This is a genomic window from Nocardia sp. NBC_01730 (assembly GCF_035920445.1).
Lineage (GTDB): Bacteria > Actinomycetota > Actinomycetes > Mycobacteriales > Mycobacteriaceae > Nocardia.
On record NZ_CP109162.1, the window covers coordinates 1,316,534 to 1,340,452 of the forward strand.

A 23,919-nucleotide genomic window follows, 5' to 3' on the forward strand; every position below is an offset into this window, starting at 1 on the left:
CGCAGAACCGTACCCTGCGTGCTGAACGTGACGCGCTACAACGCAGCCTGGGTCATCAGGCCGACCAACTCGCCAACGCCCCGCTCGTCGAGCGGATCAACGAGCTGACCGCACTCGCCCAGCAGGCCGTCAAGCACAAACACGCCGCGGCGCTCACCTGGCATCGCAATAGCACCGCGACATCGTTGGCGGAAAGGGCCTCGCCTCGGATAGAGCACGGTTTGCACTATCGGGAACTTGTTCGGTTCCCTGTGTCGCGTTCGAGGAGGTAGGCGATCTCGACCTGGTCCGCGCGAAGGCTGATGGCGTTGACATCGCATACCGTGCGGACAGGGCCGGTGCTGGTGCGGATGATCCGCTGTGCCGGGACGCCGGGCGCGAGTAAGGCCGCGATTGCTTGCGCCGCGACTGTTTCGGCGTGATCCGCCTGCGAGCGCGCAGCGCTCAAGCTGATCAACTCGCTGACGCATCTTCTGCTGGTCGTTGCTAAGTGCAGTGATTTGTCCTGCGAGCTGTTGGATTTGGGTCTCTGCCGGGGTGGTCGGGTCGATAGCCGATTGGTAATGACGGTTGCGTTGTGCGCCATAGCCCATGAGTCGGCCGCTGTGGCAACGACCACGGCATCTCGTCGGAGGTGCGGAAAGACATGCGCGAGGACGTGCTTTGTTCGATTAGCAACGAAGTCAGCCAACCTGGCGATGCGGCGCCTGAGCGCCTCGTTGGTGTTCCGGTTCCATGCGAACCACAGCCCGTACAGCGTGATCAACGTTCCGAACAATTCGAGTACGTCCCGGCGGCGGCGACCTCGCCACCGTAGCGGCGTCAGGCCGCGCGTTCGAGGTTTTCCACTTGCCAGCCGTCCTGGTGGCGGTCGAGATCCTGGAGGTCACATGGCGTCGAAACCTGCTCCGCCGAAAGGGCTCAAGCCCGGAGGCTCGGAGCTGTGGCGTGACATCGTCGGCAAGTGGGAGCTGCGGCCGGACGAGTTGCGTATTCTGCGCAAGGCTTGCCGCGAGGTCGAGCGGTCCCCAACCCGACGGTTCAGCTGTCAGTGCTGTGGTTCAGTGGGGTCAGGCTCCAACGCGAGCGACATCTCGATCTCGAACTGTTCAGGCCAGTCGATGCACTGCTTCCGATTCCCGGTTCTGGTGAATCCGTTTCTGCGATAGAGGGACTCGGCGTTGCGATTGCTTTGGAGTACCCACAGTCGCAACTCCTGATGCCCGCGAGCGTGCGCCCAGTCGATCACCGCGTGTAGCAGCTGGTCGGATAGTCCGGTTCCTCGATGAGTTGGCGTCACCCACATCGAGACGACGACCGGAAGGCTGTTCTCGATCATGGCACCGACCGACCCGACCGCAGTACCGTCCTCGATGTCGGCGGTGAACAGCGTTCTCCCCTCCATCCATTGGCGCCACTGTTGTTCACTCCATCCCGACGCCACCTCGTAGGTGGACCCGAACGTTCCTGGTGGTGACTCGATGAGCGCGTCGAGCCGGACGGCTCGGACGACCGTCCACTCGTTGTGGTCGAGTTGGTGCACGATCATGCGCTGATCCTGCGCGGCAGGGGCGATGACTGCAAAGCATTTTCCCTATCGAACCGGTCAGCGATGATCGTGCACCTCATCAGGTGGATGATCGCTGTTGAATCAGCCGGGGGTGTTGTTCTCGTCGGTCGCCGCCAGGTCCGGACTGGATGGAACCGGGGCCCAGTCATGCGTCCTATAGTGCACATGCGAACTGCACTGCGAGGGGAGGCGGGGTTGTCCGGAGAACTCCGGGTCGAGGTTGACCGACTGCGTGAGGCATCAAGGTTTGCCGCCGGTAAAGCCCAGACCATCCGAGACGAGTTGAAGAAGCTCGACGACACAATCGGCAAGGAACTCCTTGCCGACGGTTGGCAAGGGAAAGCGGCCAACGCGTACGACGAGTCGTGGGTGGAGTGGAAGCACGGAGCTGACACGATCATCGCTGCGTTGGAGGAGTCCGCCGCAAACCTCGCTGAAGCCGCCAACCAGTACGAGACGCGCGATGCGACAAACCGAGACGCGATCACCGGGCTGCAGGGGTTGGATCTGCCGTGACCAGTAATGACCGTTACCGCGTCGATCTCGAGCAGTTCGATGCCGCGATCGACACGATGGAGAAGTTCGGCAAGAACATCGAGGACTGGTTGGGTGAGGTCGACCGACACATTGCTGATTTGCACGTGACGTGGTCCAGCCATGCGGCGACCGCGCAGCAGGTCGCGCATGACAAGTGGGTATCGGGCGTGAACGAGATGCGCGAAAATCTCGACGAGCTTCGCGAGGTCGCGCGCAACGCGCACAAAAACTACAGTGCCGCCATCGAAACCAACACCAAGATGTGGCCCTGATGGCACCTCCTGTGGTGCAAGTGGATCCGCAGGGATTCACCAAGGCGGCCGACGTCTACGAGGGTGTCCACAACGCACTGACGACCCGCGTCGGCACCTTGACGAAAATCCTTGGGGAATGCGGCGGAAGCGCGGGCTCGGACAACGCCGGGAGGAAGTGGTCCAACGATTATGACCCGGCCGCGTGGGACACCGTTGACGCGCTGGGTGATCTCGCGCTCGCGGTCGGGCAGATGCACGACTTGCTGCAGTTCACCGCCGCCAACCACGCCAACGCGAATTCGCAGTCCGCACCCGAACCGAACCCCAGCGATGTCGTCTTCCCGCCGGGGACGCTGAAGGTCTACCAACCTCCCGAACCCCCGGCTGCCTACGGTGGCCACGACGCTGAGCCGACGGGCTGGAACTGGATCAAAGGGTATGTCGAGGGCGAGATTTGGCCGAACGGGCATCCTGATGTTCTCCGTAAAGCCGCCGCGGCGTGGCGGACCATGGCCAACGACCTGGGAATCGCGGCGGCCCCCTTGCCGAACGCGCGGGAGCTGATCGAGGCACAGCAAAGCACCGAAACATCGCAAGCGCTCGAGCAGGCCGACATCGTCAAGGGCCAGTTCGACTCGCTGGCGGGTGTATGCGAGTCGCTCGCGACATCGTGCGACTCGTACGCGGATTCGGTCGAGCAGACCAAGGATGCGATCAAGCGAGCGCTCATCGAGCTCGCCGCGCTGGTGGCGTTGGACCAAACCTTCGGCTGGATCGCCGCCCCCTTCACCGGCGGCGGATCCGCGGCCGCCGCGCAGGGCGGGATGGCGCTGGCGATCAGCGTCTATGGGGCTCGCATCGCCACAACGATTCGTGCCCTGGTAGGTCTGGTCGAGATCGTGCGCGTCCCAGCGGCAGTGTCGCAAGCCATCGCTCGCGGCTCGGAGGCGTTGATCCCGCTGCTGCGTGCGCAGCCAGCTTTAGCTGGTGTCGACGGCGCTGTCGCGCCGGGGGCGTTCACGTCGTGGTCGAAGCTACGCCGCCCGAACCTCACCCAGGCGGCCAAAGACAAGATCGTGGCCAGCACCAAGACCTGGCGTCGCCCCGGGACTACCGGGGAGGACGACTTCTACATTGTGAAGTCGGAGACCGAAGTCAAGGTGCCGATCAACAAGTCCTATGACGACAAACCGTGGGTGACACAGCTGGACAAGACACCAGACGGCAAGTATTACATCGACTCGGCGAACAATTCTCTCTACCCGGTAAACCCGAAGTGGGAATACGGACACAACTCGGGCTTCGAGAACCGGAAACTGCTCGCTGACGCACAAACGAACAACCTGACCCAGAAGGAGCTCGACGACCTCGTCAACAGCCACCCAGACTGGTTCCACGTTGAGGACATGACCGGAAACCGAAGCCACAGACGGGAAGGTAACTAGATGACGCAACGAGACGAATACGACCGCACGGCACTGCATTACGCCGCCGCGAACGGTGATCTTGCTGCTGTGCAACGCTTGCTCGCCACCGAGGACGTCAACGCCATAGACGAGCATGAGTGGACGCCGCTACATTTCGCAGCGCAAGCGGCCTCGCCGGAAGTGGTGGCGCTGCTCCTCGACTCGGGGGCCGACATCGACGCGGTGACCGACAAGGGCATGCCTGCGATCTATTGGGCGATCATGTCCTCTGGCGCAGACCCGATCGGCACGGTACGCCTGCTCCGAGCGCGCGGAGCAGACCCGACCAAGGCGACGATGAAATCGTACTTCGGACCGAAGAGCCCCCTGGACACCGTGAAGGAAATCGGCAACGACCCCGCCATGCGTGCTGAATTCGCGGACCTGCTCGATGAATGACAACCCGGACATTGATGCCGCGATCGAGGAGATGAAAACCAAAGCCGCACAGGTACAAGCAGCGCTCGCCGAGATCCGCGGCACCGCGACCGCCGGCAACGGAGCCATTACGGCAATCGTCGACTCGGGTGGACACCTGCGTGATCTGAAACTCCACCGCGGTGCCCTTCAATTGGGCGACAAGCTGGCAGGCATGATCCTGCAAGCGACCGCCGCCGCTGAGCGGGACGCGGCAGCCAAAGCAGAGCTAGCTCTTCGCCCGCTCACACAAGACCAACGCGTCGAAGCCGGGATGCGAACGATCCGCGAAACACTTGGACGACCGGAGGCCCCTGCGCCAAAGGCGCTGACCGAAGAGGAGATCCAGGCTGCGGACGATGCCTACTTCGCGCGTAGGAATCAGCAAGGCTGGAACAGATAGCAGCGGAATCGACTGGGAAACAATTAGTGAATTATGCTGCGGCGGAGGCAGAGTCAAGTTCATGCTCTCATGGCTGACCGCAGTGTAGGTCTGCAATTTCAGAGGTCACACCTGGGGATGGTCGTCGGGAGCGATTGGTTCACCAACTTTGCCGACGCAGAGGCCACGACGATTCAGTAGGTGCTTCATGCAACGCGGTCCTACTTCCTCGCCGCTCATCGACTGAGGTTGACCGGCGCTTACAGTCCGAGATCGTCGTCTGGAAGGCGATTGACGGGCTCGGCGTGGTGGGCGGTGTTCTCGTTGTCGGGTTCCTCTGCCGGTGCGGTGTGCTGTCGATGTTGTTGTTCGTGCGCTAGCTGAGTGGGGTTGAGGGCGTGGCGGCGGTGTTGTTCGGTGCGGTATTGCTCGAGCTGTTGGTTGATGTCGGCGATCCGTGTCCGGGCTTCCTCGTCAGCATCGGTAGTCGCTTCGGCGCGGCGTTGGTCTGTATCGGGTGTGTGTTCGGGGTCGGTGTTGAGTAGTTGGTCCCAGCCGTCGGTGGTGCCGGCGAGCAGGATGGCGTCGCGGTTTGCTTGGCGGGCGGCGGCTCGTGCGGTGCTGTGTTCGCGGCTGCGCGTGGTTTGTTCGGCGATGAGAGTGTCGATGCGTTTTTGGAGTGCGCGGCGTTGGCCGCGTCGATAGCTGGGTTCGGCGTCGAGATGAGCACGGGCTTCGTGGAGTTCTGTCGCGACCGCATGGAACGCTGTGGCGGCCGTGTGGAGTTGCTGGTCGGCGTTGCGGGCGTCGCGTATCGCGTGCTGTGCGGCTATTCGGCGGCGGATGAGATCGTCTGCGACTGGTTCGTTGTCGGGTGGGTGCTGGGGCGGGTTGAATACGAATGTGTCGGTCTCGGTAAGTGCGAGGCGTTGGTGTAGCTGGGCGATGTGTTCGTCGAGTTGAGTGTCGCTGAATTCGAATAGCGGATTGTCCAATGCTGGATCGGCGAGGGCCGGGTCGCCGGAGCGTGATTGCTGCGCGGTGTCGAGGACCGGGTGGTCGCGGATCCAGGCTTCGATCGTGGCCCGGTGTGCCGGGTTGCGGGTGGCGCGCCAGTCGCGGCGCAGCATGGCGCGGGCGGCGGCGGGTGGTTTGGTGGCGGTGATGTGGGTGCAGCGTGCTGTGATGTGGTCGGCGGGATCGTGGTCGGGGATGCCGTGCTGATCGCTGTCGCGGCATTCGCCGCATAGCCCGTCGTCGGCGCGGCGCGGCGGAACAGGGGAGGCGTCGGTGCGGGTGCGTTCGAGACCGCAGGCCACACAGTCCAGTCCTCGGGTGTCGGGCAGGGCGGCGCGGTCGTAATCGATCGGGCGGTACTTCGGGCGTGCATCGGGTAACACCGTGCGGTAGTAGTGATGCAGAACCCCGTCCGGAATCACATTGTCGTAGGGCTGCTCGTCGACGTCGGCGCGGGTGTCGTGGTAGCCCTGCTCGACTCGGCGTGCGTCGATCTGTGCTTCGGGGAGTTGTGCGCGGCGTGCATCAGGGTCGGTGTGGGCGGGGTGGTCGCGGGCGACTTCGCTGCGTCGGTCGCGCCGGTAGGCGGGTTCGGTTGGGGTGGTGGGGGTTTGGTAGACGTGTGGGTCGCTGGCCGGTGTGCAGGCTTCGATGAGTGCCCGCCACTGGGGGAAGCGTTCGTTCGCCCACCGCAAGCGCGCGCAGGCGACGGGAAAGCTGTTGCGGTACAGGGTTTCGGCGATATCGGCGAGGATCACGTGTTGTTCGTCGGTCGCGATCCCGGTGAGATCGCCGAACGCATCGACCGCGGCGGCGATCTGACCGGTGCGGAAAAGTTCGGCCACCTCACGGATACCTTCTGAGACCTCACCAGGGATGTGTTTGGTCCCGACGTTTGCATCGGACACCGGTGGTGGCGCAGGTTCGGGTTTCACCAATTGGCCGCTCTCCTCGTTGAATTCGGGTTCTGGTGGTGCAACGGGGAATGTGGTGGATTCCGGCGAGCCCGCGCGAGGGGCCGCATCAGCGGTGGAATGGTCGCTGTGTTGCGTGGGTGTGTGGTGCAGGAGCGCGTCGATGCGCCAGGCCAAAGCGCTGGCGAGTTGGTCGGGGCGCAGACCGGATGTGTCGTCGGGTTGGGCGGTGAGGAGCAGTTCGTGCGCGGTGGTGAGTAGTTGCTGGGGTGTCCACTTGGTGCCGGTCGCGCGGTCGATCGCGGCGACCACGCGCGGCCAGGCCGGGTCGGCGATGACGCGTTCGGCGGCCTCGTCACCGAGCACCGTGCGCAGATCGGTGATCCAGTCCGGGCGTAGGTTGCGGTGTCCGAGACCGGTGTCCAGTGCTGAGGGTTCCAATTCCAGACGCGACCACAGCGCGGCGGCGGGCATCTGATCAGGAAGTGGCCGCGACGCGGCGGCATCGGTGAGCAGGATTTCGATGTCGATTCCAGCGCGGGAGGCGACTTCGATCTTGTCGGCGAGGATGGGCCAATACGGGTCGGTCACGACGCGGGCGTCCATACGTTCGACGGTGGCGGCCCATTTGTTCACTGGCAGATGGATATCGCCGAGCGTGTGGGTGACCCGCTCGTCGAGTAGCTGTTGGTGCTCACGTTCGAGCGCGGCGTAGCGAGGAGGTCCGGTGGGGCGCATGTCGCGGTCGTCGACGTGGAGTGTGGCGCGCCAGACCGCGAGTTCGCCGAGCAGCCCCTCGTTGGCGCCGACGAGAGGTCGAGCCCAATGCGGCGCGGTCACCGGAGTCCACCAGTGGACATCCCGGCGGATCTGGGTTGCGAGGTCGCCGACGATGCGGGCGCGCGGGGTGAGTTGTGTGGAGTCGAGGTCTTCGCGCATGCCACGTGGGATCCCCTGTGCCCAGGGCAGTGGTCCGGTGCCGGTGGAGTGCGCGCCGGAGGGGTCCAGACGCCAGTCCAACACCGCGGCAACATCATCGGCGGTGTCGAGTTCCCGCGCGCCCGCCGCAGCGTGCAGGGCAGCGATCGGATCACGCCCAGACAACGCGATCATCGCCAGATGCTGGCGCAACACCGGGTAGGCGGGGCTATCGGTGAGGTGGGGGCGCAGTGCTTCCGCGGCGGTGTCGAGACGATCCAAGCCATCAGCGCCGAGGGCGTGTTCGGCGGCGACGCCGAGCGCGTCGAGGTAGATATCTAGTGCGCGGCCGATCCGAGTGCGCGGGTCGAGCGTGTCACGTAGTTGCGTGTGTGCCGATTTTTGTGCGCCGTCGCGGCCCAGGACGCGCAGCAAAACTTCGACCGCGGTGCGCGGAAACACCGCCGGTTCACTCCAGAACGAGCCCTCACTGCCATCCAACGCGGTCGGGATATAGGCGTGGTTGGCGTACACACCGCGAGTCATAGCGACGTAAAGCTGCTGCCGGGACTCACCTCCGGTGAGCGCGACATGGCAGGTTTCGGCGGTGATTCCCTGCGCGGAATCGATCGTCGTCGCGTACCCGAGGCGCACATGCGCGGCCACATAGTCGGCGGGAAGCCGCACACTCGCACCGTGTTTACCACCGGAACGCAGGTGCATGGCGGTCAAACTGCCGTCATCGTGGACGGCGGTGACGGTCCAGGCATAGCCGTTGCGCACCCAATCACGCCCACCCAAACGCAGGCGTGGATCGTTGCGACGGGTTCGGATCGTGTCACCGACCGAGGCCCCCGTGCGATCGGCGAGCCTACATTCCGCGCCTGCGACACCACCGCTGCGAGTGATGCGATCGACGCGGGCGCGAGCGTTGAGCGCGGTCACCACGTCGTGGTTCGCGGCCAGCATGATCGCCTCACGGCCCGCGAGATGGTCAGCGTCCCAGGCGGTGTAAGCGTCATCGTGGGTCGCACCGTGATGGCCCGCGTGCACACGAGCGTTGTCCAGATACCAACCCAGAGCGGCCGGATCGCCTTCGCGCAGCTGCAAACTGGCCGTCGCCTCGGCCGTCGAGGCGAAGCGCACGACATGGGTCAGGGTCATGGTGTGCTCTGGGGTGGCGGCATTCATGTCCGCGTCCGCACCGCCGGCCTCGATCGCGGGCAGCTGCTGATCGTCACCGATACAGCGGACCGTCGCACCACGAGAGGCCAGAAACCGCAGCAGCCGTAGACGTTTGAGGTTGCCGAGCTTGACGTGCTCATCGACGATCACCAACGTGCCGGGATCGATTTGCAGCACCCATTCCGGCAGCGGCGGCGGGATATCACGGTCCAGCGCCGGGTTGTCCGGTCGCGGTGTGTGACGGGAGAGGACGTCGAGGACCTTGTCGACGGTCTCGACTCGGGCGCCGATCGAGTCCCCGAGCACGGCGGCGGCTGAGGCGGTGGGGGCCAGGCCGAGGACTTGTCCGCCGCTGGTGTGCCAGGCGTCGGTGAGTACGGCCATCGCGGTCGTCTTCCCGGACCCGGCCGGGGCGTTGGCGGTGTGTATCCGCAAACCCGAGGTGGCGAAGCCTTCGATGACATTGACCTGTCCGGCATTCAGCGGCCGATCCGGGTTGAGCGTGTTGTAGGTGTGCACCGCCGCAGCCACCGTGCCGGGGGAGAGTTGGCGGGCGCCGGAGGTCACCGACAGCTCGATCAGGGCCTGTTCCACCGACAACACCTGCGTCGAGGTATACAGCCCAGAGCCCGCAGACGTGTAGACGCTGGAGCCGTCGCGACGACGCAACAGCTCGGGCACTGTGCGCAATTCGGGCGCGTCAGCGATATCGGGGTCGCCGCGTTCGATCGACTGCGCCGGTGAGAGTGCTTCGCTCAGGACGGCTTCGGCGGCTTGTGCCCAATCTTGGCCTCGGATGTGGCCGCGGACCTGCCGCTCGACTTCGGCGCGCACATTGTTGGGCCGCCAGGTCGATCGGTGCTCGGCCACCACCTCCAGCACGCGCTCGGCCGTGCGCGTGATCCACTGCGCTGACACCACCACCCGGGGTGTCCGCACCGGATTCAACACAGCCACAACCATCCGCGACAGCACTTCTCGACCCCCAAGCAGCGCTACCGCTTCCGCCCGCCAGCTGGCGCGTTGCTCGGCCAGTGACCGTAGTTGGTGTTTGGCGGGGCGGGTCTGCAGCGTGGCGCGCTGGGCCAGGTCATACATTTCCCCAGGAATCGGTTCACGCCCGAACCGGTGTTGGAAATCTGCGGCGAGCTCGCCCAGGCGCACTTTGATCGCCGCTTCCCGCCGCGACCACGCCTGGATCAACGGGGTTGGGATGCCGATGATTTCCCGGATCGGCCGCTTGGTCGGATCAGTACCAGGGCGTTCGGTGAACTCCACACCGACGAGATCTTCGAGGTGGTGCTCCAAGCGGGTGTTGTAGATCTCGGACACGGTGACCACCGCCTGGTAGATCGCGGTGCCGTCGAGGGTGCGCCACCGCCCGTCGAGGGTGCGCACGCGGTTGGCGATCAGGACGTGTGTGTGCAGGTCCGGGTCCCCGGCGCGGCTGTCGCGGTGGGTGAATCTTGCTGCGACGATGCCCTCGACATCGACCTGCCGGATCCCGTTGCGCCCCAACCGGGTGAAGACCGCGTGCTGCTCGAGCCAGGTGAGTGCGTCACCGATTGCGGCCTGGTGTGCGGCCTCGATCTTCTCCGCGACCGCGCGGGGTGCCAGCGCCCACAACACCGACACCGACTTCACCGGCGAGAAAGTGATATCGAAACCGGCGACCGCAGTGGTGTTCGGTCGAGAGTTCTGTGCCACCCACCCCGACAACTCGCGCTCATTCAAGGGCGCGCGATCGTAGGTTTCGGTGAACATTCGCGTCGCGACAGTGGTGCGAATTCGAGCGCGCTCGGTATCGGGAATGGCGCCGTGCGGGTCTGATCCCTGCGCAATATTGTGTTGCTGAAACGCCTGCGCGCACCGTTTCCGGAAGTCGGAAACCTGCGCATAAACACGAAACGGGTTACCTAAACGAGAGGCGTGATCCGCTGCGCGGGTCGCGTTCTTGTGAGTTTCTCCCCGCCCTATATGCTCGTCGTAGACCGCGGTTTCGATCGCGTCGGCGTTGGGATGGCGACCCAGTCCGAACAGGGATTTCATCTGCTCTTCGGTGACTTCATCACCTGCGGTGATGCCCAGAGAGCTCAGGCCGGTGCCGTGCCAGCGCCCTGGTGCTTCACCGTGGGCAGAGTAGTAGTCGGCCAGGCTGGACCGGCCGCGACCGGGATTATCGTTCGCGGCGACATTACGCAGGTAATACTGATAGCCATTGCCTGCCACGACTTTATGAATTGTCGCGGTCATATATCCATCAGGCACGCATCAGGCAATTATCGCCAGGGGTTGGGTTTGACTATTTTTTCGTCAAATCAAGCATATCCCCAGGTCGTTACTGAATTGTTATCGCCTGGATGCAAGAGGTGTGCTTATGAAAGAGAGGCGGGGAGGGAGGGAGAGGGAGCAGAGAAGAAGCAGTGGATGGGGAGGATGGGGAGTGAGGTGGGAGGAATGAGGTCTGTTGGGTGCGTGGGGTGAGATGTGTGCGGTGGGTTGATGGTTGACGGATGGGCAGGCGGCTGATTGGTGACCGGTCCGCCGCAGGAGTGGACACCACGGCGGACCGGGAACGGGTTCCCGCCTACAGCGGGAGCGTCGGGATGATCAGGCGGCGACGAGGAAGTGCTGGCGGCAGTCGTCGCAGAGGTCGTCGGTGTCGACGAGGCGATCGTGGGCGTAGCAGGAGCAGCAGCGTGCCTTCCGCAACGCCACCGGTGTCAGCGTGGTGACCGGTACACCGGGCTGCCCGGTGCGCTGGTGGTCGAGGAATGCCAGGACCAGCCCTCGCACCACCCCCGTGGAGCGTTCCCGCAACGCATCGAGCAAGCGGGGAGCGACGGCGGGGTAGTGGTCGGTGAGGAACTGGCAGTAGGCGGCGACTTCCTCGGCGAGGCCGAAACCGGCGGGCAGCGCGGCGATCCCGGCGCGGCCGGTGTCGCGGCAGTGCTGGCACAGACCATCGTCGCTGACACGATGACCGTCGGTGCCGGTGCGGAACCGGTCGGCACAGGCACGTTCGCCGAAGCAGTACACGCACACCCACCCCTGCAACGGCGCGAGCGTGGAGTGGTCGTAGTCCAGGCCGTTGCCGTTGGTGAGGAAGGCGGGTCGGTCGTCGTCACGGATGTTGAGACCGGTTCGGGTGCGGGCGATTGCGATGGAGTCGAAGTCGTCGCGGGTGCGGGCACCGGCACGGTCGCGTTCGGCGAGAACCTGCTCGGCGACCTGGCGAACATAGTTGCGATCCCACTGCGACGGTCGCAGTGCCGGGTCGGCATCGACGAAGAGCCGGGAACGGACGTAGTCGGTGACCACACGCGGTTCGCGCACGGGGCGACGCTTGGACTTGATCGCCTCGACGTGCTCGGGACGACTCCACGCCCGCTTGGCGGCGATCTTCGTAGCAAGCGAGGGCGTGCCGTACTGCTTGCGGTTGGGGTCTCGGGCGACCATGCGGCGCACCTTCCAGTCGACGGCGGTGATCGGAACAGTGGTGATCCAGCGGGGCTTGACTTCGGCGGGGCGATGCAGGCCGGGATCAGTGCGGGTGACGAACATGTCGAGCCACGTTTGGAGGTCGGCGTCGGAGCGCCGCCACAGCGACCGCAACCGCGCTGACGCGACTACATACGGATCATTGGTGAAGGTGTCAGCGAGACGCACGAGCTTGTCGAGGTCGGCAGGGGAGGCGAGGTTGGTGAGCGCGTGTTCGAACGTCTCGCGGGCGTCGTCGTGTTGACCGGCGTCGAGTTGCCAGTCGATGTGGGCGATCGCGTCGAGGAAGGTCTGAGGTTCGTAACGGGTCATCGGAGTGTTTCCCTTCAGAGCGAGCGGATAGGGCCCGGCCCCGCGCGTACGTGACATGCCACGGGGATGGTCGGCTGGCCGGGCGGCCAGCCTGAGGGCGTCTCGACCAGGTCGGCGGTCGGCGCGGCGGGGAACGCGCCGGGGCGTGCACCACCGAATTTCCGAACGTGACCGCCGCGTTGATGCGGGGCGCGAGGTGAAATTCGGTGGTGCCGGGCGCGGGCCCCGCCGTGTCGGGCGTCGGTCTGGTAGCCCTCGTCGGGCTGGACGATCGGCCAGACGGGCATCCCTACCCACTCGATGACTGTCTGTGCCCCTGCCCCACCGGGGCAGGGGCACAGAGCAGAATCAGAAGCCCGGCTCGTCCCCCGCTCCCGCACCGGCGAACGCCGGTTCACGCGCGGTCAGTGACGACCACGGATCGTCAGAACCACCTGCGCGGGAAGCAGTAGGGTTGGACTGGCCCCAACCACCGCGCCGGGTGGCCTTGGTGACCTTGGCTGTGGCGAAACGCAGTGACGCGCCGACCTCATCGACTTCGAGCTCGACGACGGTGCGCTTCTCGCCCTCGCGGGTTTGAAAGCTGCGTTGCTTGAGCCGACCGACTACGATCACCCGCGCCCCGCGAGTCAGCGACGCGACGACATGCTCGGCGGGCTCGCGCCATATGTTGCAGCGCAGGAACAATGCTTCGCTGTCTTTCCACTCGTTGGTGGTGCGGTCGAGATATCGTGGTGTCGAGGCGACCGTGAAATTGGTGACGGTTGCGCCCGTGGTCGTGACGACCAGTTCGGGGTCTTGGGTGATGTTCCCGATGACGGTGATGGTGGTGTCTCCGGCCATGACTGATTACTCCCTTTGTCGAGGAACAGGTTTCGAGACGATGCCCGGGAATGGACATCGAATTTCTTTGGCGCGGTAGCGTTCTGACGTTCGACGTGACTGCGACGACTGGCGCACGCGAACGATGCGCAATGCCGAGGTGGTGTCCGAGCTCGACGCCGAGTGCGGCGGCGCTGTTCCGGGCAGAGCCAGACGGCGCAGCATGTGTGGGCGAATACCGCTGTCGATGGCAACGCCGATGGACGTGGCGGTGCGCTGGCCGCGGCGGCGAGGTGATTAGTTGGGTTTGGTGGGGGCGAACCCGATGTCGAGTTGTCCGGCTCGGACGGTGAATAGCATCCAACCGCCCAGCAGCGCGCACGTGTGGATGGCCTCGGCGAGGGTGGTCCCTCCGGAGAGGATCTCGGTCAGGTCCAGGTACTCCGTGAAGTCGTCGCCACCGACAGGGGTGTCCGCGAGGCGTGATTCGGTTCCGGGTCCCCAGCCTTGGGCGTAGACGATCCGAGTCATTCCGTCAGGTTGTCGGGAGTCGGGGAGCTGGCGGGGGATTCCATTGCTTCGCAGGTAGGTGCCGCTGTCTTTGGACCACACCAGTGACGGCACAGCCGGTGCATCCGCTGGCTCGTACGGTGAACGCGAATGTTGTTGAGCAGTCATCGCGTGCTCGGCGATGGGACCGACCTCGGCCAGTGGGAACCACAGTTCGATCGACGCCATCGGCGTAACCCCTTCCTGTCTGGACGGCGCGGTAACCGGATCGCTCAGCCGCGCCCTTGAATCCGCGCCCCGAGCACGGCCGCTGGTTCGGGCGCGGGTAGTCAGGGCATGGCGCGGCAGGTGGTGCTGTTCAGGGCGTGCCATGTGCGGTGGGTGCTCGCCGCGAACTTTTTGAGGACGGCCAACTCATGAGTGAGCAAGGCGTCGAACTCAGCGTGGAACAAAGCGATTACCGGACCGGAAAAGGTTGACAGCTGGCCATTTCGTACTCGGTGATGTCGAAGAGTTGAGCGCGGTGCCCGGGAAGCCAGTCCTCGCGCTGGCCGACACAGTAGGAGCAGCGGGCTGCTGCGTTAGTTAGCGGTGTCGGTCGGCTGGTCACGGACCGCCCATTTCGGGGTGCGCGCGAAGCTGATCCACATCAGCGCTTCACGGAGGGCCGCTTGCCACGCGCGCGCGCCGCCGTTGTTCCCTGGCGGGTTGGCTGGTGGGGAAGGCGATTTCGAAGGTTCCGGGTTGGCGGTGATGATCAACCAGCCGGCCTGTACGTCGTAGGAGCGGATGAGTTCGATCAGCGTTCTTCCGGGTAGGACTGTCTCGTGCAGCGGCAGGTGTTCGGCGAAGTCGTCACTACCGACCGGTGTGACGCCGATGTCGGGGCCTGTCCCTTGGCCCCAGTCGAGGGCGTAGGCGACTCTCGCGCCGCCTGTGGGGTTCTCGGGGTCGGCGAGTTGCAGGGGTGACCCGTTGCTCATCAGGTAGGTGCCGTCATCCTTGACCCACATCAACGACGGCTGACTGGGCTCGTTGTCGAGGTGCTGGCTCAACGACGGCGCATGCTCGGTGGCGGCCACGGCGTGCTCGGCGATCGGTCGGACCTCGGACAGCCGGAACCACAGATCGATCGAATCCATCGGCGCTGCTCCTTTCACACACGGAGACCGTTAACGACTCGTGGCGATGGCGGGGATCGTCAAGATCGAATTGTTGTGAGCTATCGCGTGATTCGGGCGACTCAGGCGGCGACGCCCGGTGCGTCGTCGAGGACCGCAGCCCATGCGGTGAGGCGGCCGGACAGCCACGCGGACAACCCCCTGCGGGGAATTCGTGACCGTGCGAGGACGACGGGGACGTCGTCGTCGAGGTCGATGCGATAGGTGGTGTCGTGTTCGTCGCGGATGTCGAACACCGTGGCCAGAGACGCAGCGTCGCGGTGAATTTCGAGGGCCTCGGTGGCCGCGAGCAGGAGTGTGTCGGCGCTGAGGTCGATGTGCCAACTGACAGCGAATTCGGGCATGTGCCTTCCTGTCGACGGGGGAGAGGTCAATGGTGGAGTCGGCGTGGGTGTTTCGCGCCGTAGCGGAATCCGTTGCTCACCGCGCGGTCGAGCTCGGCCGCGGTGAAGCCCTCGATCCCCACATGGCTTTCCGCGGCCCTGGTGAGAACAGTCCGGGCGGTGTGCGCGCAGAGTTCGTCGGCGGCGATAAGCCGCCCCAGGCGCAGCGCGGCGCTGAAGACCGCGAGGTTGCGGGTGCCGGGGCGGGCGTGCGCGACGCGGTCGGTCTCGCTGGACAAGATCGCGCCCAGATACGAGTGCGAACTCCCGACCACAGGACCGCCGACCACAGGCGTCGGTGGTGATGGCGGGGTCAGTGCGGTGATCAGCGCCGGGGGCAGCTCTGCGATCGGATGCTGTTGAACGACGCGGTAAATCCCGGCCGGGGTGCGGGATCCGGGGGCGACGATGTAGCCGCCGTGCCCGCGGGAATCGACACCGGCGGCGACGCGGCCGATCGTGCACGGCAGCCGAGGTTGCCGCGGTGCCCGGTAATACAGGTGCCAGCCGTGGGGTGTGGCGACTGTCAAGGTCAGCGGCGCTGGCTCGGGCAGATGATCTGCCAGTTGGTGCAGGGCATGGTCGAGGTCGGGTGCCGGTGATGGCAGGTGGTCGCTGTCGAGGTCGATGACATGCAACCGGGCGGGACCGGTTGCGATCGCGATGTTGTAGCGGGGGTTCCAGGACCACCAGCGGTCGATGAGTGTGGTGTCGGTGCTCGCCTGCTCCGGCCAACGTTTGATAGCGGGAGTCTTCCCGCCGGGCCGCAGCGGGAACACCGGCCAGCCGTGGGCGGCGGCGGTCAACGCCACCGCCCGCAGCGGGTCGAGATCGGACACGGGGGTTACCTCCGTCTCGGAGTAGGTGACACCGCAGCGGTGACTACCAGCGGGGCCCGAGGTCGCGGGCGGTCCGCAGGACCCACTCGGCGACGTCGTGGAGCTGGGTGGCCAACTTGCGGCAGGCTATGACGGTGAGCACGTCGTCGCACTGGCTTGGCATGGGCCCGAAGTCCGGGGCGCTGGCACGCAGGATCGGACACCATCGCAGGCTCATCTGGTCGAACACGTGAACGGTGTAGCGGGACCGCTCCGGGGTGGTCGTATCCACGATCAAGGTGAGGTCGGCGGGCTGTCCGTCGACCAGACACAGGCTCCGCGCCTGGTATCCGCGGGCGGTCGCGATGACGTCGTCGATGCGGGGGTCTTCTGTGATCTGCATGGGGTCTCCTGACGGGGACGAGACGAACCGGCGGGCCACCGGTTCAACGGCGGCCCGCCAGTGGGTGGAATTGGGAGGACATGGTGCGGGGACGCACCGGCCAGGGGGCGACCGCGGTGTCAGGCGGCCTGGTCGAGATCGACAGTGTGGGTGGGGTTGTCGATGTCGATCTGGTCGAAAGCGAGCTCACCGATGGCCGAGAGTTCGACCGGGACGAGGTAGTGACCGAGCTCGCGCAGGAACCCCAGGTAGTGGCGGACACCGCGATCGGAGTATCGCCAGCAGTCCTTGTTGGTGCGTTTCTCGTAGGCACCGAACACAAGCCCCAGCACGATCACCTGGCAGCGAGCAGGCTTGGCGCTGTCGACGGCCTGCAACAACTGCGGGCGCCAGCCACCGCTGATGCCGAGCAACTCCAGAGCATTTTCGAGCGCGTTGTACTCCCCGAGCAGACCGGAATCGGAGGCGAGGGCTTCGGCTATGAACTTCGACGCCACCACCGGCAAGCTGTTGCGCTTGAGAAATTTTGTGACGAAGTCCTTGCGTGCTTCCTCCGCGGCAAGGCCCTGCTTGTTGAGTTCGCGGACACGCCGCGCGGCTTGACGCTCCTGTTCCCGCCTTGCCTCCGCTTCAACCTCGGCCTCGGCGCGCCGTTGGGCCGCCAGCTCGGCGGCGGACCCATCGTCGACCGCGTCGTCGGTGTCGTCGTCCCCGTCTGCGGTGTCTGGATTATCGATCTCGGTCGGTTCGTTGGCGGGCAGGAACACGTTGGCAGCGGCGAGCTGATCGGTGGGCAGGAGGTATTCGACAGGCCACTGGTCGCGCTCCTCGACCTCGCTGGCATGGCGCTTGCCCTCGGCCGGGGTGCGTTCGGGATCGTGCGCGGTGGCCCAGTCCACCGTGTCTGGGTCGACGATCGCCCCGGTGTCGACCTCGACATACACCGGCAGCTCGGCCTTCTCGACCCAGACCAGCCACCGGCCCGGGTCGGTGTGGATCTGCTCGGCACCGATGGCCTCACCATTGGCGTCGACGAGGTCGGTCGCGGACACGAATTCCGGGTCGGCGACGTAGATGTCGGGGTAATCGGTCAGGACTCCGAACCCGGCTTCGGCATACGGCAGCGCCGCAGCGAGGAACGCTCGTTGTTCGTCGCGGTCAGCGGCAACGAGTTTGGCGGTGTAGTTGAAGTTGTAGCGCGCGGCGTTGAGCAGCCGCTCGACAGCGTCAGTGTCGCCGACGGCCTCGTACTCGCCGATGATCGCGGCCTGCTCGAAATCGAACTGACCGTCATCGACCAGACCACGGGCGGTGGGGGAGGCACCGACCTTGCCCGCGAGCTTGACCTGGTCGCGTTTGATCTGCAACTCCCGAGCGACCCGAGTGACCGACGCGCCGAAGTCGAGCATGTCGGCGATACCGGCGGCGCGGTCACCATCGGTCAGTGGGATCCGCCGATCGTTGACGGTGATCTGCTCACTGATCCGCGCGATCTCGGATTCTTTCGCGCTCAACGTTTCGTCGGCGTCGCAAAGCCACACCGGCACCCGCTCCTGTGCGAACGCGAGCGCGGTCAAGGTGCGGACCTGCCCGTCGCGGACCACGATCCGCCCGTCGGGCATTCGGATCGCTTTGATCGGGTTCTTCACACCGTGCTCTTTGATCGACTCGGTGACCTCTGGGTAATCCTCGAGCCGGAAGCTCTTGCGCACGTTATCGGCGATGTCCAGCAGCGCCGGATCCATGCACCCATCCTCGCCCGGCCCCACAACGACAACGCTGCCGCTGTCGGCGTGCGCTTCGCCGCCGACGTCATCGGCGTCGGCGTCGGCGTCGATCATGACATCGGAGATGGTAGACGCGGAGTCACCGCGTGCTGCTGTATCGGCGGCGGGGCCATCGTCGATGGCGGGAAGCGGATCGGGATGGTCGGTAGCGGGTGGGGCGTCGAGGTCGACGGTCGGCGTGTCGGTGTCTAGGGACATTGCGGAGCTCCTATCGTGAAACAGGCAGGCCCCGGACAGCTTTGGACTGTCCGGGACCTGCCCGGTCTGGATATGAGGTAGTGGTTGAGCGGGCAAAGCGCGGGACGGATGCCCGGGTTTTCAGTTCTGGTTCTTGGTGCGGGGCGCGATGTTGATCGGGCGTAGATACCGCGCGCCGCGTTCGTCGGGTTCGGTGTAGGACCAGTGCTTGCCCTGCCAGTCCGGGTGCAGCTCACGCCACCCATCCACCGTTGCCTGCCCGAGGGCGGCGACGGTTCCGGCGCCACCGAGATGCTCGGCGAGAGCGAACTCGGCGCGGGTGAGGGTCTCGGCCATCAGTTACCTCCTGTTCACGGGCGCTGCGGCCCAACCGGATTCGAAATACGCAGGTCGTCGGTATGAGGCGCGGGTGTTCTCAGGCCAGCGACATGGCGTGCAAGGCGAGGTCGTCGAGGCTGTCGGCGCGGTCAGCGTCGGGAATGGTTTGGCTGTAGCTGGTCACAGCGTTGGCGATCCCGGCGACGGTGAGCTGGCCCCCGGCGATGAAATGCGACAGGATCCCGGTCCGCTCGTCCTCGGTGAACCCCAGACGTTTCGCCAAGACTTCGATCGTCTTGTCCGGCTGGGTGACCGGGGTTCCGGCGCGGTGTTCGAGTTCGCCGATGCGGGCGTTGAGGAACTCCGGGGACAGCCATTCGGCGACCTTGTCGCGGGTCTCGGCTGTGATGACCGCCAACCGTTTGCGGTAGGTGTCCTGCGACCAGCCCACCGTGCCGACGTCGAGTTTGTCGCCGATGTGACGTTTGGTGTAGGAGAACAGCGGCAATGTCAGCCCGTTGCCGCAAATCCTGACCAGCAGTTCCGGTTTCAACGTGAACAGCCGATGCCCGATCTCGGAGTTGGAGAACCGGAACCCGGCGAACACCACCGGCTCGGCACCGGGTGCGTAACCCTGACCGTCGCGCGCGGCGATCGGCCGCCACCGATCCAGCTCGCCGGCCACGCGACGGCGTTCGGCGTCGAGTTCGGGGTTGGCGAACGGATTGCGGTAGTTCGCCAGGAACCCTGGTGCGAGGGCGGATACTCTGGGGGAGAACACCTTGCAGTGCATTGTGGACTCGGTCAGATCACACGAGCGGACCGTCACCTCGGCGTCGGCGAGGCGGATGCCGTCCAGGACCGCGGTCAGCAGGTCGAGGTTGTCGATGATCCCGTATCGGTCCGACAGCAGCGCGCGCAGAATCCCCGGTTCACCGGGAACCCCGGAAGTGAACAGCCGCAGCAGGAATGAGCGGTCATCACCGGCCCCCGACAACAACCCGACAGTATCCGGGCCGTGGAGCAGACCGTTGACGTTGGCGTCGTAGAGGTCGGTGCGTGACTGTTCACGCAGCCACTTCAAATAGCCGACGGGGATCTTCAGCTTCGAACCGATCTGGGCATCCGCGGCGGCGGTCGGCCGGTAGAGACCATCGACACTGGTGACACCACGTTCGTCGAAGACCGGTTCGACACCGGACAGATCCAACACACCATCACGGGCCCGCAACGCCGATGCGGGGGCGACGACATCGACCTTCGCGGCTTGCTGCCGGTTGAGCAACGCGACAAGGTCACCGAGCTCGGCGTGACGCGCGGAAGTAGCGATCGACATGGAAACACCTCTCAGGAAACAGATTCGAAGGAACCTGATTTCGAAGAACGGCGCGCTGTGGGGCGGGATTGCTCAGGACTGCTGGCGCACCGAACGCAGCAGGGCGTAGGAGGCGTCGGCGGCGGCACGTGCTTCGCGGAATCGGTGAAACGCCTGCTGCTCGAGGCCCTCGGCATGTTCGTGTTCACGAATCGCGTTGAGACGACGCTGGTCGGCGAGCCAGTGGCGATGCCGTGCCACGCGCTCATCGGTCAGGAAATCGACAGCGATAGCAGTGACCAGCTCGTTGACCAGCTGTGCGACGGTGTCACCGACGGCGGTGATGCGTTGGCTCAGCTGCACTGTCAGGAATCCGGGTTCGTCGAGACTGGTGATCAACGCGGAACCTGTCCAGGACGGATGGAACTTCGCTGTACAGCACGGGTTCCCGAGCCGGTGGCCGTCGACATCGAGTCCGAAGAACCGGAAGACAACCGCGGGCCGGGATTCGACCCGCCCGTCGACCGTCACGGAGTGCTCGGCCATGTCGGTGAACACCTGCCCCCGCACCGGCGCATCGTCGGTGGAGAAGATGTCGTATGCCGCGCCGTTGTCGGCGGAGTTCGTGTTCTCGTCGAGCGTGAAAGCTGCTGCGGGCATGGCGAATCGGTGTCCCTTCTCGGAAGCATGAGTTTCAGCGGGCGGCGGTATCAGGCCACCTCGGGCGGGCGAAGACGGGCGTGGTCGGGGTGAGCGTCGCCCGCGAGCGGCGGCGTGCGACGGCGGAGTCGGTGAAATCGCAGGTGACGATCTCAGTTGGGATCATCGGGTGATGCCACTGGTCGAGGTAGTAGCTGGTGTCGATGCCGCAGTTGGCTTCCAACCCGATCCCGGTGCTGGTGTGGAAGCGCTCGTATTCGGCGTCGGCGCGGTCGTGTTGCATGCCCTGTTGCCCGCTGTAGTGGAACGGTGCCAAGGACTGTGGGATCAAGAACACCCCGTGGCGGGCAACATGCGCGGCGACCGCGATCACGTGATACTCGAAACGTGGGCCCCGATACTCCGGAGCGTCGGCATTGCGGGTTGCCGTGCCGAAAGGGGGATTGCTGATGACGGTGTCGAAAGGCCGCACCGGTTCTCGGTGCACCCGCAGCAGATCCCCGCACCACCATGTCGCCTCGGGTACGACCTTCATCCCCACACGCACGAACTCCGGATTGCGTTCCACACACACCAGCTCGCGTGCGGGTTCGCCGTTGGCTTGATCCCACTGGTTGCGGCAGGTGAACGCCAGATGCCCGATACCAGCGCCCAGGTCGAGGATGCGGGTTCCGACGACCTCGATGCGCATATCCCTCGCCAACCCGAGCGGGGTGAAGAACGCCCCGTCAGCGGACTGGGTAGTGCTGGTCGATTCCTGATAATGCTCGAGGACAAATAACTTCTCGCCCTCGTCGAGGTCGCGATCGAGCTCGACCAGCGAACACGCTTCCCGGTGCGCGGCAGCTTGACTACGCGTCAACTTGCTCACGACAGCTCACCTCCAAATATGCGATGCGAAAAGCCGAGCCCAGGAACGGGACTCGACATCCAACAAATTGATGCGCTCGCCCCCGCACGGCAGAGCGCGGGCGAGGTAACTACTGACCGTGCGGCGGGTCGGCTTCGGTGGTGGCGGGCTGGGGTGGGCCTGAGCGCCGCAGCCAGGCGACTACCTCGCCCAGGTTTTCCACACCGAGTGCAGCGATTCCGGCGCACGCCGAGACGTCGGCGAGGTCGTCGTCGGCGAACTAAGACGCGGGCGCGAGCTTTCGGTCACCGAGGCGTTGGAAACGAACGTGAAGGGCGTCGGCCTGGTGGCGGCGTCGAGTGCTAGGTCCAGGTGTCGTAGATGCCTCGAATCGTCTGCGCGGCGTCGTTCACCGGCAGCGCGCGCCGTTTGCGGATCAGTTCATCGCAGCCGTCGGCGGCGGTGGAGTTGGTCGGCCCTGGCACCGCGAATACGGGACGGTGTAGTCGGCGGGCCCACTTCACGGCGTTGAGGGTGCCGCTATCGGCACGGGCCTCCGGCACAACGACCGCCTGAGCCAGGGCAGCTATGAGTCGGTCGCGCTGCACGAATTGCTCTCTGGTGGCCTGGAAGTCGGGCGGGTACTCCGAGACGATCAACCCTTCTCGGCGATCCCGTCGAAAAGGGCCTGCTGCGCTGGTGGGCAAGTGCGCCCCAACCCGGTAGCCAGGACCGCGATCGTCTTCCCATCGCGGGCCAGAGCCGCACGGTGAGCGGCTTCCTCGACGCCGTACCCGCCACCGCTGATGACAGTCCAGCCGCGCTCGGTCAGACCGTCGGTGATCTCGGTAGTGACGGCAACGCCACGCTCGGTGGCCGCGCGTGCACCGACGACCGCAACGTGGGTCTGGGCCAGCGGATTGATGCGCGCCGCGCCCCGCACCCACAACGCGACCGGGCCAGCGCTGCGAACTTTCGGCGCATCGAGGTCCCACAATGGGAATCCAGGCCAGTCAGCACCTTCTCGAGGTAGCAGGCGGGCACCAATCGCCTCGGCACGCTCGAGGTCGCAGGCCGCCAACCCACGCAGATCACGGGGTACCTCGGCGGCGATCTTCCCGGCGAGGACCTGTTCGGCAGCATCCCAGACGTTCTGCGCACGCAGCAGGTCACCGATCACGGTCGGAGCGACCAGTGCGGCGCGCGACAGGATCGCCCAAGCCAACGAACGGGTCATGGCCGGGGATGGTTGTGACGTCATGAAACCTCCGGTGCGGTAGGCGGTTCGAGTTCATCTGCGGCATTGGCTGAATAGGGGCGTGATCGGTGTTCGTCCTCGGTGGGGGCTGGTTGCGGCGGTGGGTACTCCAAGCAGCCGATCGGCAGGTCCGCGCACCAGTTGCGCCACGCCTCGGCGATCGAGGGCCGAGATCCGCGTGCGGCGACCAGCACAGCGAAGGCGTGACCGAAGTCGACCGCATCGCCGGACCCGACGCCTGCGCGGTCGCAGTACCCGCGGGCGTAGCCGATGGCCTCGAAACACAGCAAATGGGCGGAGCGGTTCTCGAGCGCCTTGGACCACTGCGCGTAGTCCGGTGCCCGGTTCACGCCGCGCACCCGCTCGGCTCGGCGGCGACGTCACCATGGACGATCCACGCCCGCCAGCACCGAGCGACCGGCTGAACGAAACTCCGGTGCTGAGCGAGGAATTCGGCGAAGTAGATGGCGTAGGCGCGCGAGAACGCGGTGGCCTGATCAGTGTCGAAGACGGCGGTGCCGTGCGCGTCTTGCCAGCCCCACACATAGCCCTCACCACGGGCATACGCTTCGGTGACCGGTGGCCCCAACAGTTGGCGAACTCGATAAAACTCTTCCGCGTCTGCAACACCGACATCGGCTGTGGGCATGACGAAGTACCCCTTTCTGGTAGGTGAGGCAATGGGTGAGCGCAGATGCAGCCGCGATAGTGCTGCTGTGGCGTGGGACCGGCTCCCAGGTCACAGGAGACCTTGGCAGCATGGCGGGAGGTCGGAAACTGGCACCGCGCCCCGGCTGCGGCAACATTCAGTCGTGTGGACAGGTCGGGGTGAGGTCATTGCGGGTGAAGTCCTCTACCGGATCACCGAACCAAGACGGGGGTTCTTCGGCTTCGTAATGGTCGCTCCGTGCGACTCCGGACGCGTGCAGCGAACGCCCTGCCA

General features: G+C 65.3%; 22 protein-coding genes and 1 pseudogene. 5 read left to right on the plus strand and 18 right to left on the minus strand.

Going from position 1 to position 23,919, the window contains the following annotated elements:
- Nucleotides 1–226 precede the first annotated feature (226 nt).
- Both OHB12_RS05065 and OHB12_RS05070 read right to left on the minus strand, forming a co-directional pair.
- Nucleotides 227–766 (minus strand): hypothetical protein, encoded by a 540-nt coding sequence (locus OHB12_RS05065; RefSeq protein WP_327116620.1) that lies wholly within the window; start codon nucleotides 764–766, stop codon nucleotides 227–229.
- Nucleotides 767–1,048: 282 nt separating this feature from the next.
- Nucleotides 1,049–1,549: a GNAT family N-acetyltransferase gene (locus OHB12_RS05070; protein WP_327116622.1), complete on the minus strand. Its 501-nt coding sequence runs from the start codon at nucleotides 1,547–1,549 to the stop codon at nucleotides 1,049–1,051.
- Between the two features lie 186 nt (nucleotides 1,550–1,735).
- Here OHB12_RS05070 and OHB12_RS05075 point away from each other — a divergent pair, with 186 nt between their 5' ends.
- From OHB12_RS05075 to OHB12_RS05095, 5 genes are read left to right on the plus strand one after another with little or no spacing between them, the layout of a single operon-like run.
- The gene (locus OHB12_RS05075) at nucleotides 1,736–2,086 is read left to right on the plus strand and encodes a WXG100 family type VII secretion target (RefSeq protein WP_327116624.1); all 351 of its coding nucleotides are present in this window, start codon (nucleotides 1,736–1,738) and stop codon (nucleotides 2,084–2,086) included.
- On the plus strand, nucleotides 2,083–2,379 hold the full coding sequence (locus tag OHB12_RS05080) for a WXG100 family type VII secretion target (RefSeq protein ID WP_327116626.1): 297 nt from the start codon (nucleotides 2,083–2,085) through the stop codon (nucleotides 2,377–2,379). Before OHB12_RS05075 ends, OHB12_RS05080 begins: the two co-directional genes overlap by 4 nt.
- Nucleotides 2,379–3,806, plus strand: coding sequence for a WXG100-like domain-containing protein (locus tag OHB12_RS05085; RefSeq protein WP_327116628.1), 1,428 nt, complete (start codon nucleotides 2,379–2,381; stop codon nucleotides 3,804–3,806). The genes OHB12_RS05080 and OHB12_RS05085 overlap by 1 nt, the downstream gene beginning before the upstream one ends.
- Nucleotides 3,807–4,226, plus strand: a complete 420-nt coding sequence (locus OHB12_RS05090) for an ankyrin repeat domain-containing protein (protein WP_327116630.1) — start codon at nucleotides 3,807–3,809, stop codon at nucleotides 4,224–4,226.
- Nucleotides 4,219–4,647 carry a YbaB/EbfC family nucleoid-associated protein gene (locus OHB12_RS05095; RefSeq protein WP_327116632.1) on the plus strand — a complete coding sequence of 143 codons (429 nt, stop codon included), beginning with the start codon at nucleotides 4,219–4,221 and terminating at the stop codon, nucleotides 4,645–4,647. Before OHB12_RS05090 ends, OHB12_RS05095 begins: the two co-directional genes overlap by 8 nt.
- 239 nt (nucleotides 4,648–4,886) lie before the next feature.
- Here the strand turns inward: OHB12_RS05095 and mobF are convergent, their stop codons facing one another.
- The 16 genes and pseudogenes from mobF to OHB12_RS05180 all read right to left on the minus strand — a co-directional run bounded on the left by mobF (nucleotide 4,887) and on the right by OHB12_RS05180 (nucleotide 23,625).
- Complete coding sequence (gene mobF, locus OHB12_RS05100) at nucleotides 4,887–10,913, minus strand: MobF family relaxase (protein ID WP_327116634.1); 6,027 nt, start codon at nucleotides 10,911–10,913, stop codon at nucleotides 4,887–4,889.
- A gap of 357 nt (nucleotides 10,914–11,270) precedes the next feature.
- Nucleotides 11,271–12,473, minus strand: coding sequence for a hypothetical protein (locus tag OHB12_RS05105; RefSeq protein ID WP_327116635.1), 1,203 nt, complete (start codon nucleotides 12,471–12,473; stop codon nucleotides 11,271–11,273).
- A gap of 348 nt (nucleotides 12,474–12,821) precedes the next feature.
- Nucleotides 12,822–13,316: a single-stranded DNA-binding protein gene (locus OHB12_RS05110; protein WP_327116636.1), complete on the minus strand. Its 495-nt coding sequence runs from the start codon at nucleotides 13,314–13,316 to the stop codon at nucleotides 12,822–12,824.
- A 276-nt stretch (nucleotides 13,317–13,592) separates the two neighbouring features.
- Entirely contained in the window at nucleotides 13,593–14,033 is a 441-nt protein-coding gene (locus tag OHB12_RS05115; RefSeq protein WP_327116637.1) for a DUF3085 domain-containing protein, read from the minus strand.
- 353 nt (nucleotides 14,034–14,386) lie between these two features.
- The gene (locus tag OHB12_RS05120) at nucleotides 14,387–14,947 is read right to left on the minus strand and encodes a hypothetical protein (protein ID WP_327116638.1); all 561 of its coding nucleotides are present in this window, start codon (nucleotides 14,945–14,947) and stop codon (nucleotides 14,387–14,389) included.
- Nucleotides 14,948–15,048: 101 nt separating this feature from the next.
- Nucleotides 15,049–15,330 (minus strand): hypothetical protein, encoded by a 282-nt coding sequence (locus tag OHB12_RS05125; protein ID WP_327116639.1) that lies wholly within the window; start codon nucleotides 15,328–15,330, stop codon nucleotides 15,049–15,051.
- A 26-nt stretch (nucleotides 15,331–15,356) separates the two neighbouring features.
- Nucleotides 15,357–16,208, minus strand: coding sequence for a bifunctional DNA primase/polymerase (locus OHB12_RS05130; protein WP_327116640.1), 852 nt, complete (start codon nucleotides 16,206–16,208; stop codon nucleotides 15,357–15,359).
- A gap of 43 nt (nucleotides 16,209–16,251) precedes the next feature.
- Nucleotides 16,252–16,590 carry a hypothetical protein gene (locus tag OHB12_RS05135; protein ID WP_327116641.1) on the minus strand — a complete coding sequence of 113 codons (339 nt, stop codon included), beginning with the start codon at nucleotides 16,588–16,590 and terminating at the stop codon, nucleotides 16,252–16,254.
- A gap of 119 nt (nucleotides 16,591–16,709) precedes the next feature.
- Complete coding sequence (locus OHB12_RS05140; protein WP_327116642.1) at nucleotides 16,710–18,575, minus strand: ParB/RepB/Spo0J family partition protein; 1,866 nt, start codon at nucleotides 18,573–18,575, stop codon at nucleotides 16,710–16,712.
- A 120-nt stretch (nucleotides 18,576–18,695) separates the two neighbouring features.
- Nucleotides 18,696–18,911: a hypothetical protein gene (locus OHB12_RS05145; protein WP_327116643.1), complete on the minus strand. Its 216-nt coding sequence runs from the start codon at nucleotides 18,909–18,911 to the stop codon at nucleotides 18,696–18,698.
- Between the two features lie 79 nt (nucleotides 18,912–18,990).
- Nucleotides 18,991–20,229, minus strand: coding sequence for a hypothetical protein (locus tag OHB12_RS05150; protein WP_327116644.1), 1,239 nt, complete (start codon nucleotides 20,227–20,229; stop codon nucleotides 18,991–18,993).
- 72 nt (nucleotides 20,230–20,301) lie between these two features.
- A complete protein-coding gene (locus tag OHB12_RS05155) occupies nucleotides 20,302–20,868 on the minus strand; it encodes a hypothetical protein (RefSeq protein WP_327116645.1) in 567 nt (188 codons plus the stop codon).
- Between the two features lie 34 nt (nucleotides 20,869–20,902).
- Nucleotides 20,903–21,739, minus strand: coding sequence for a methyltransferase (locus OHB12_RS05160; protein WP_327116646.1), 837 nt, complete (start codon nucleotides 21,737–21,739; stop codon nucleotides 20,903–20,905).
- A gap of 341 nt (nucleotides 21,740–22,080) precedes the next feature.
- Nucleotides 22,081–22,979, minus strand: a pseudogene (locus tag OHB12_RS36115) (DNA-processing protein DprA).
- Entirely contained in the window at nucleotides 22,976–23,326 is a 351-nt protein-coding gene (locus OHB12_RS05175; RefSeq protein ID WP_327116649.1) for a hypothetical protein, read from the minus strand. Before OHB12_RS05175 ends, OHB12_RS36115 begins: the two are co-directional and overlap by 4 nt.
- Nucleotides 23,323–23,625, minus strand: coding sequence for a hypothetical protein (locus OHB12_RS05180; RefSeq protein ID WP_327116650.1), 303 nt, complete (start codon nucleotides 23,623–23,625; stop codon nucleotides 23,323–23,325). The genes OHB12_RS05175 and OHB12_RS05180 overlap by 4 nt, the downstream gene beginning before the upstream one ends.
- Nucleotides 23,626–23,919 lie beyond the last annotated feature (294 nt).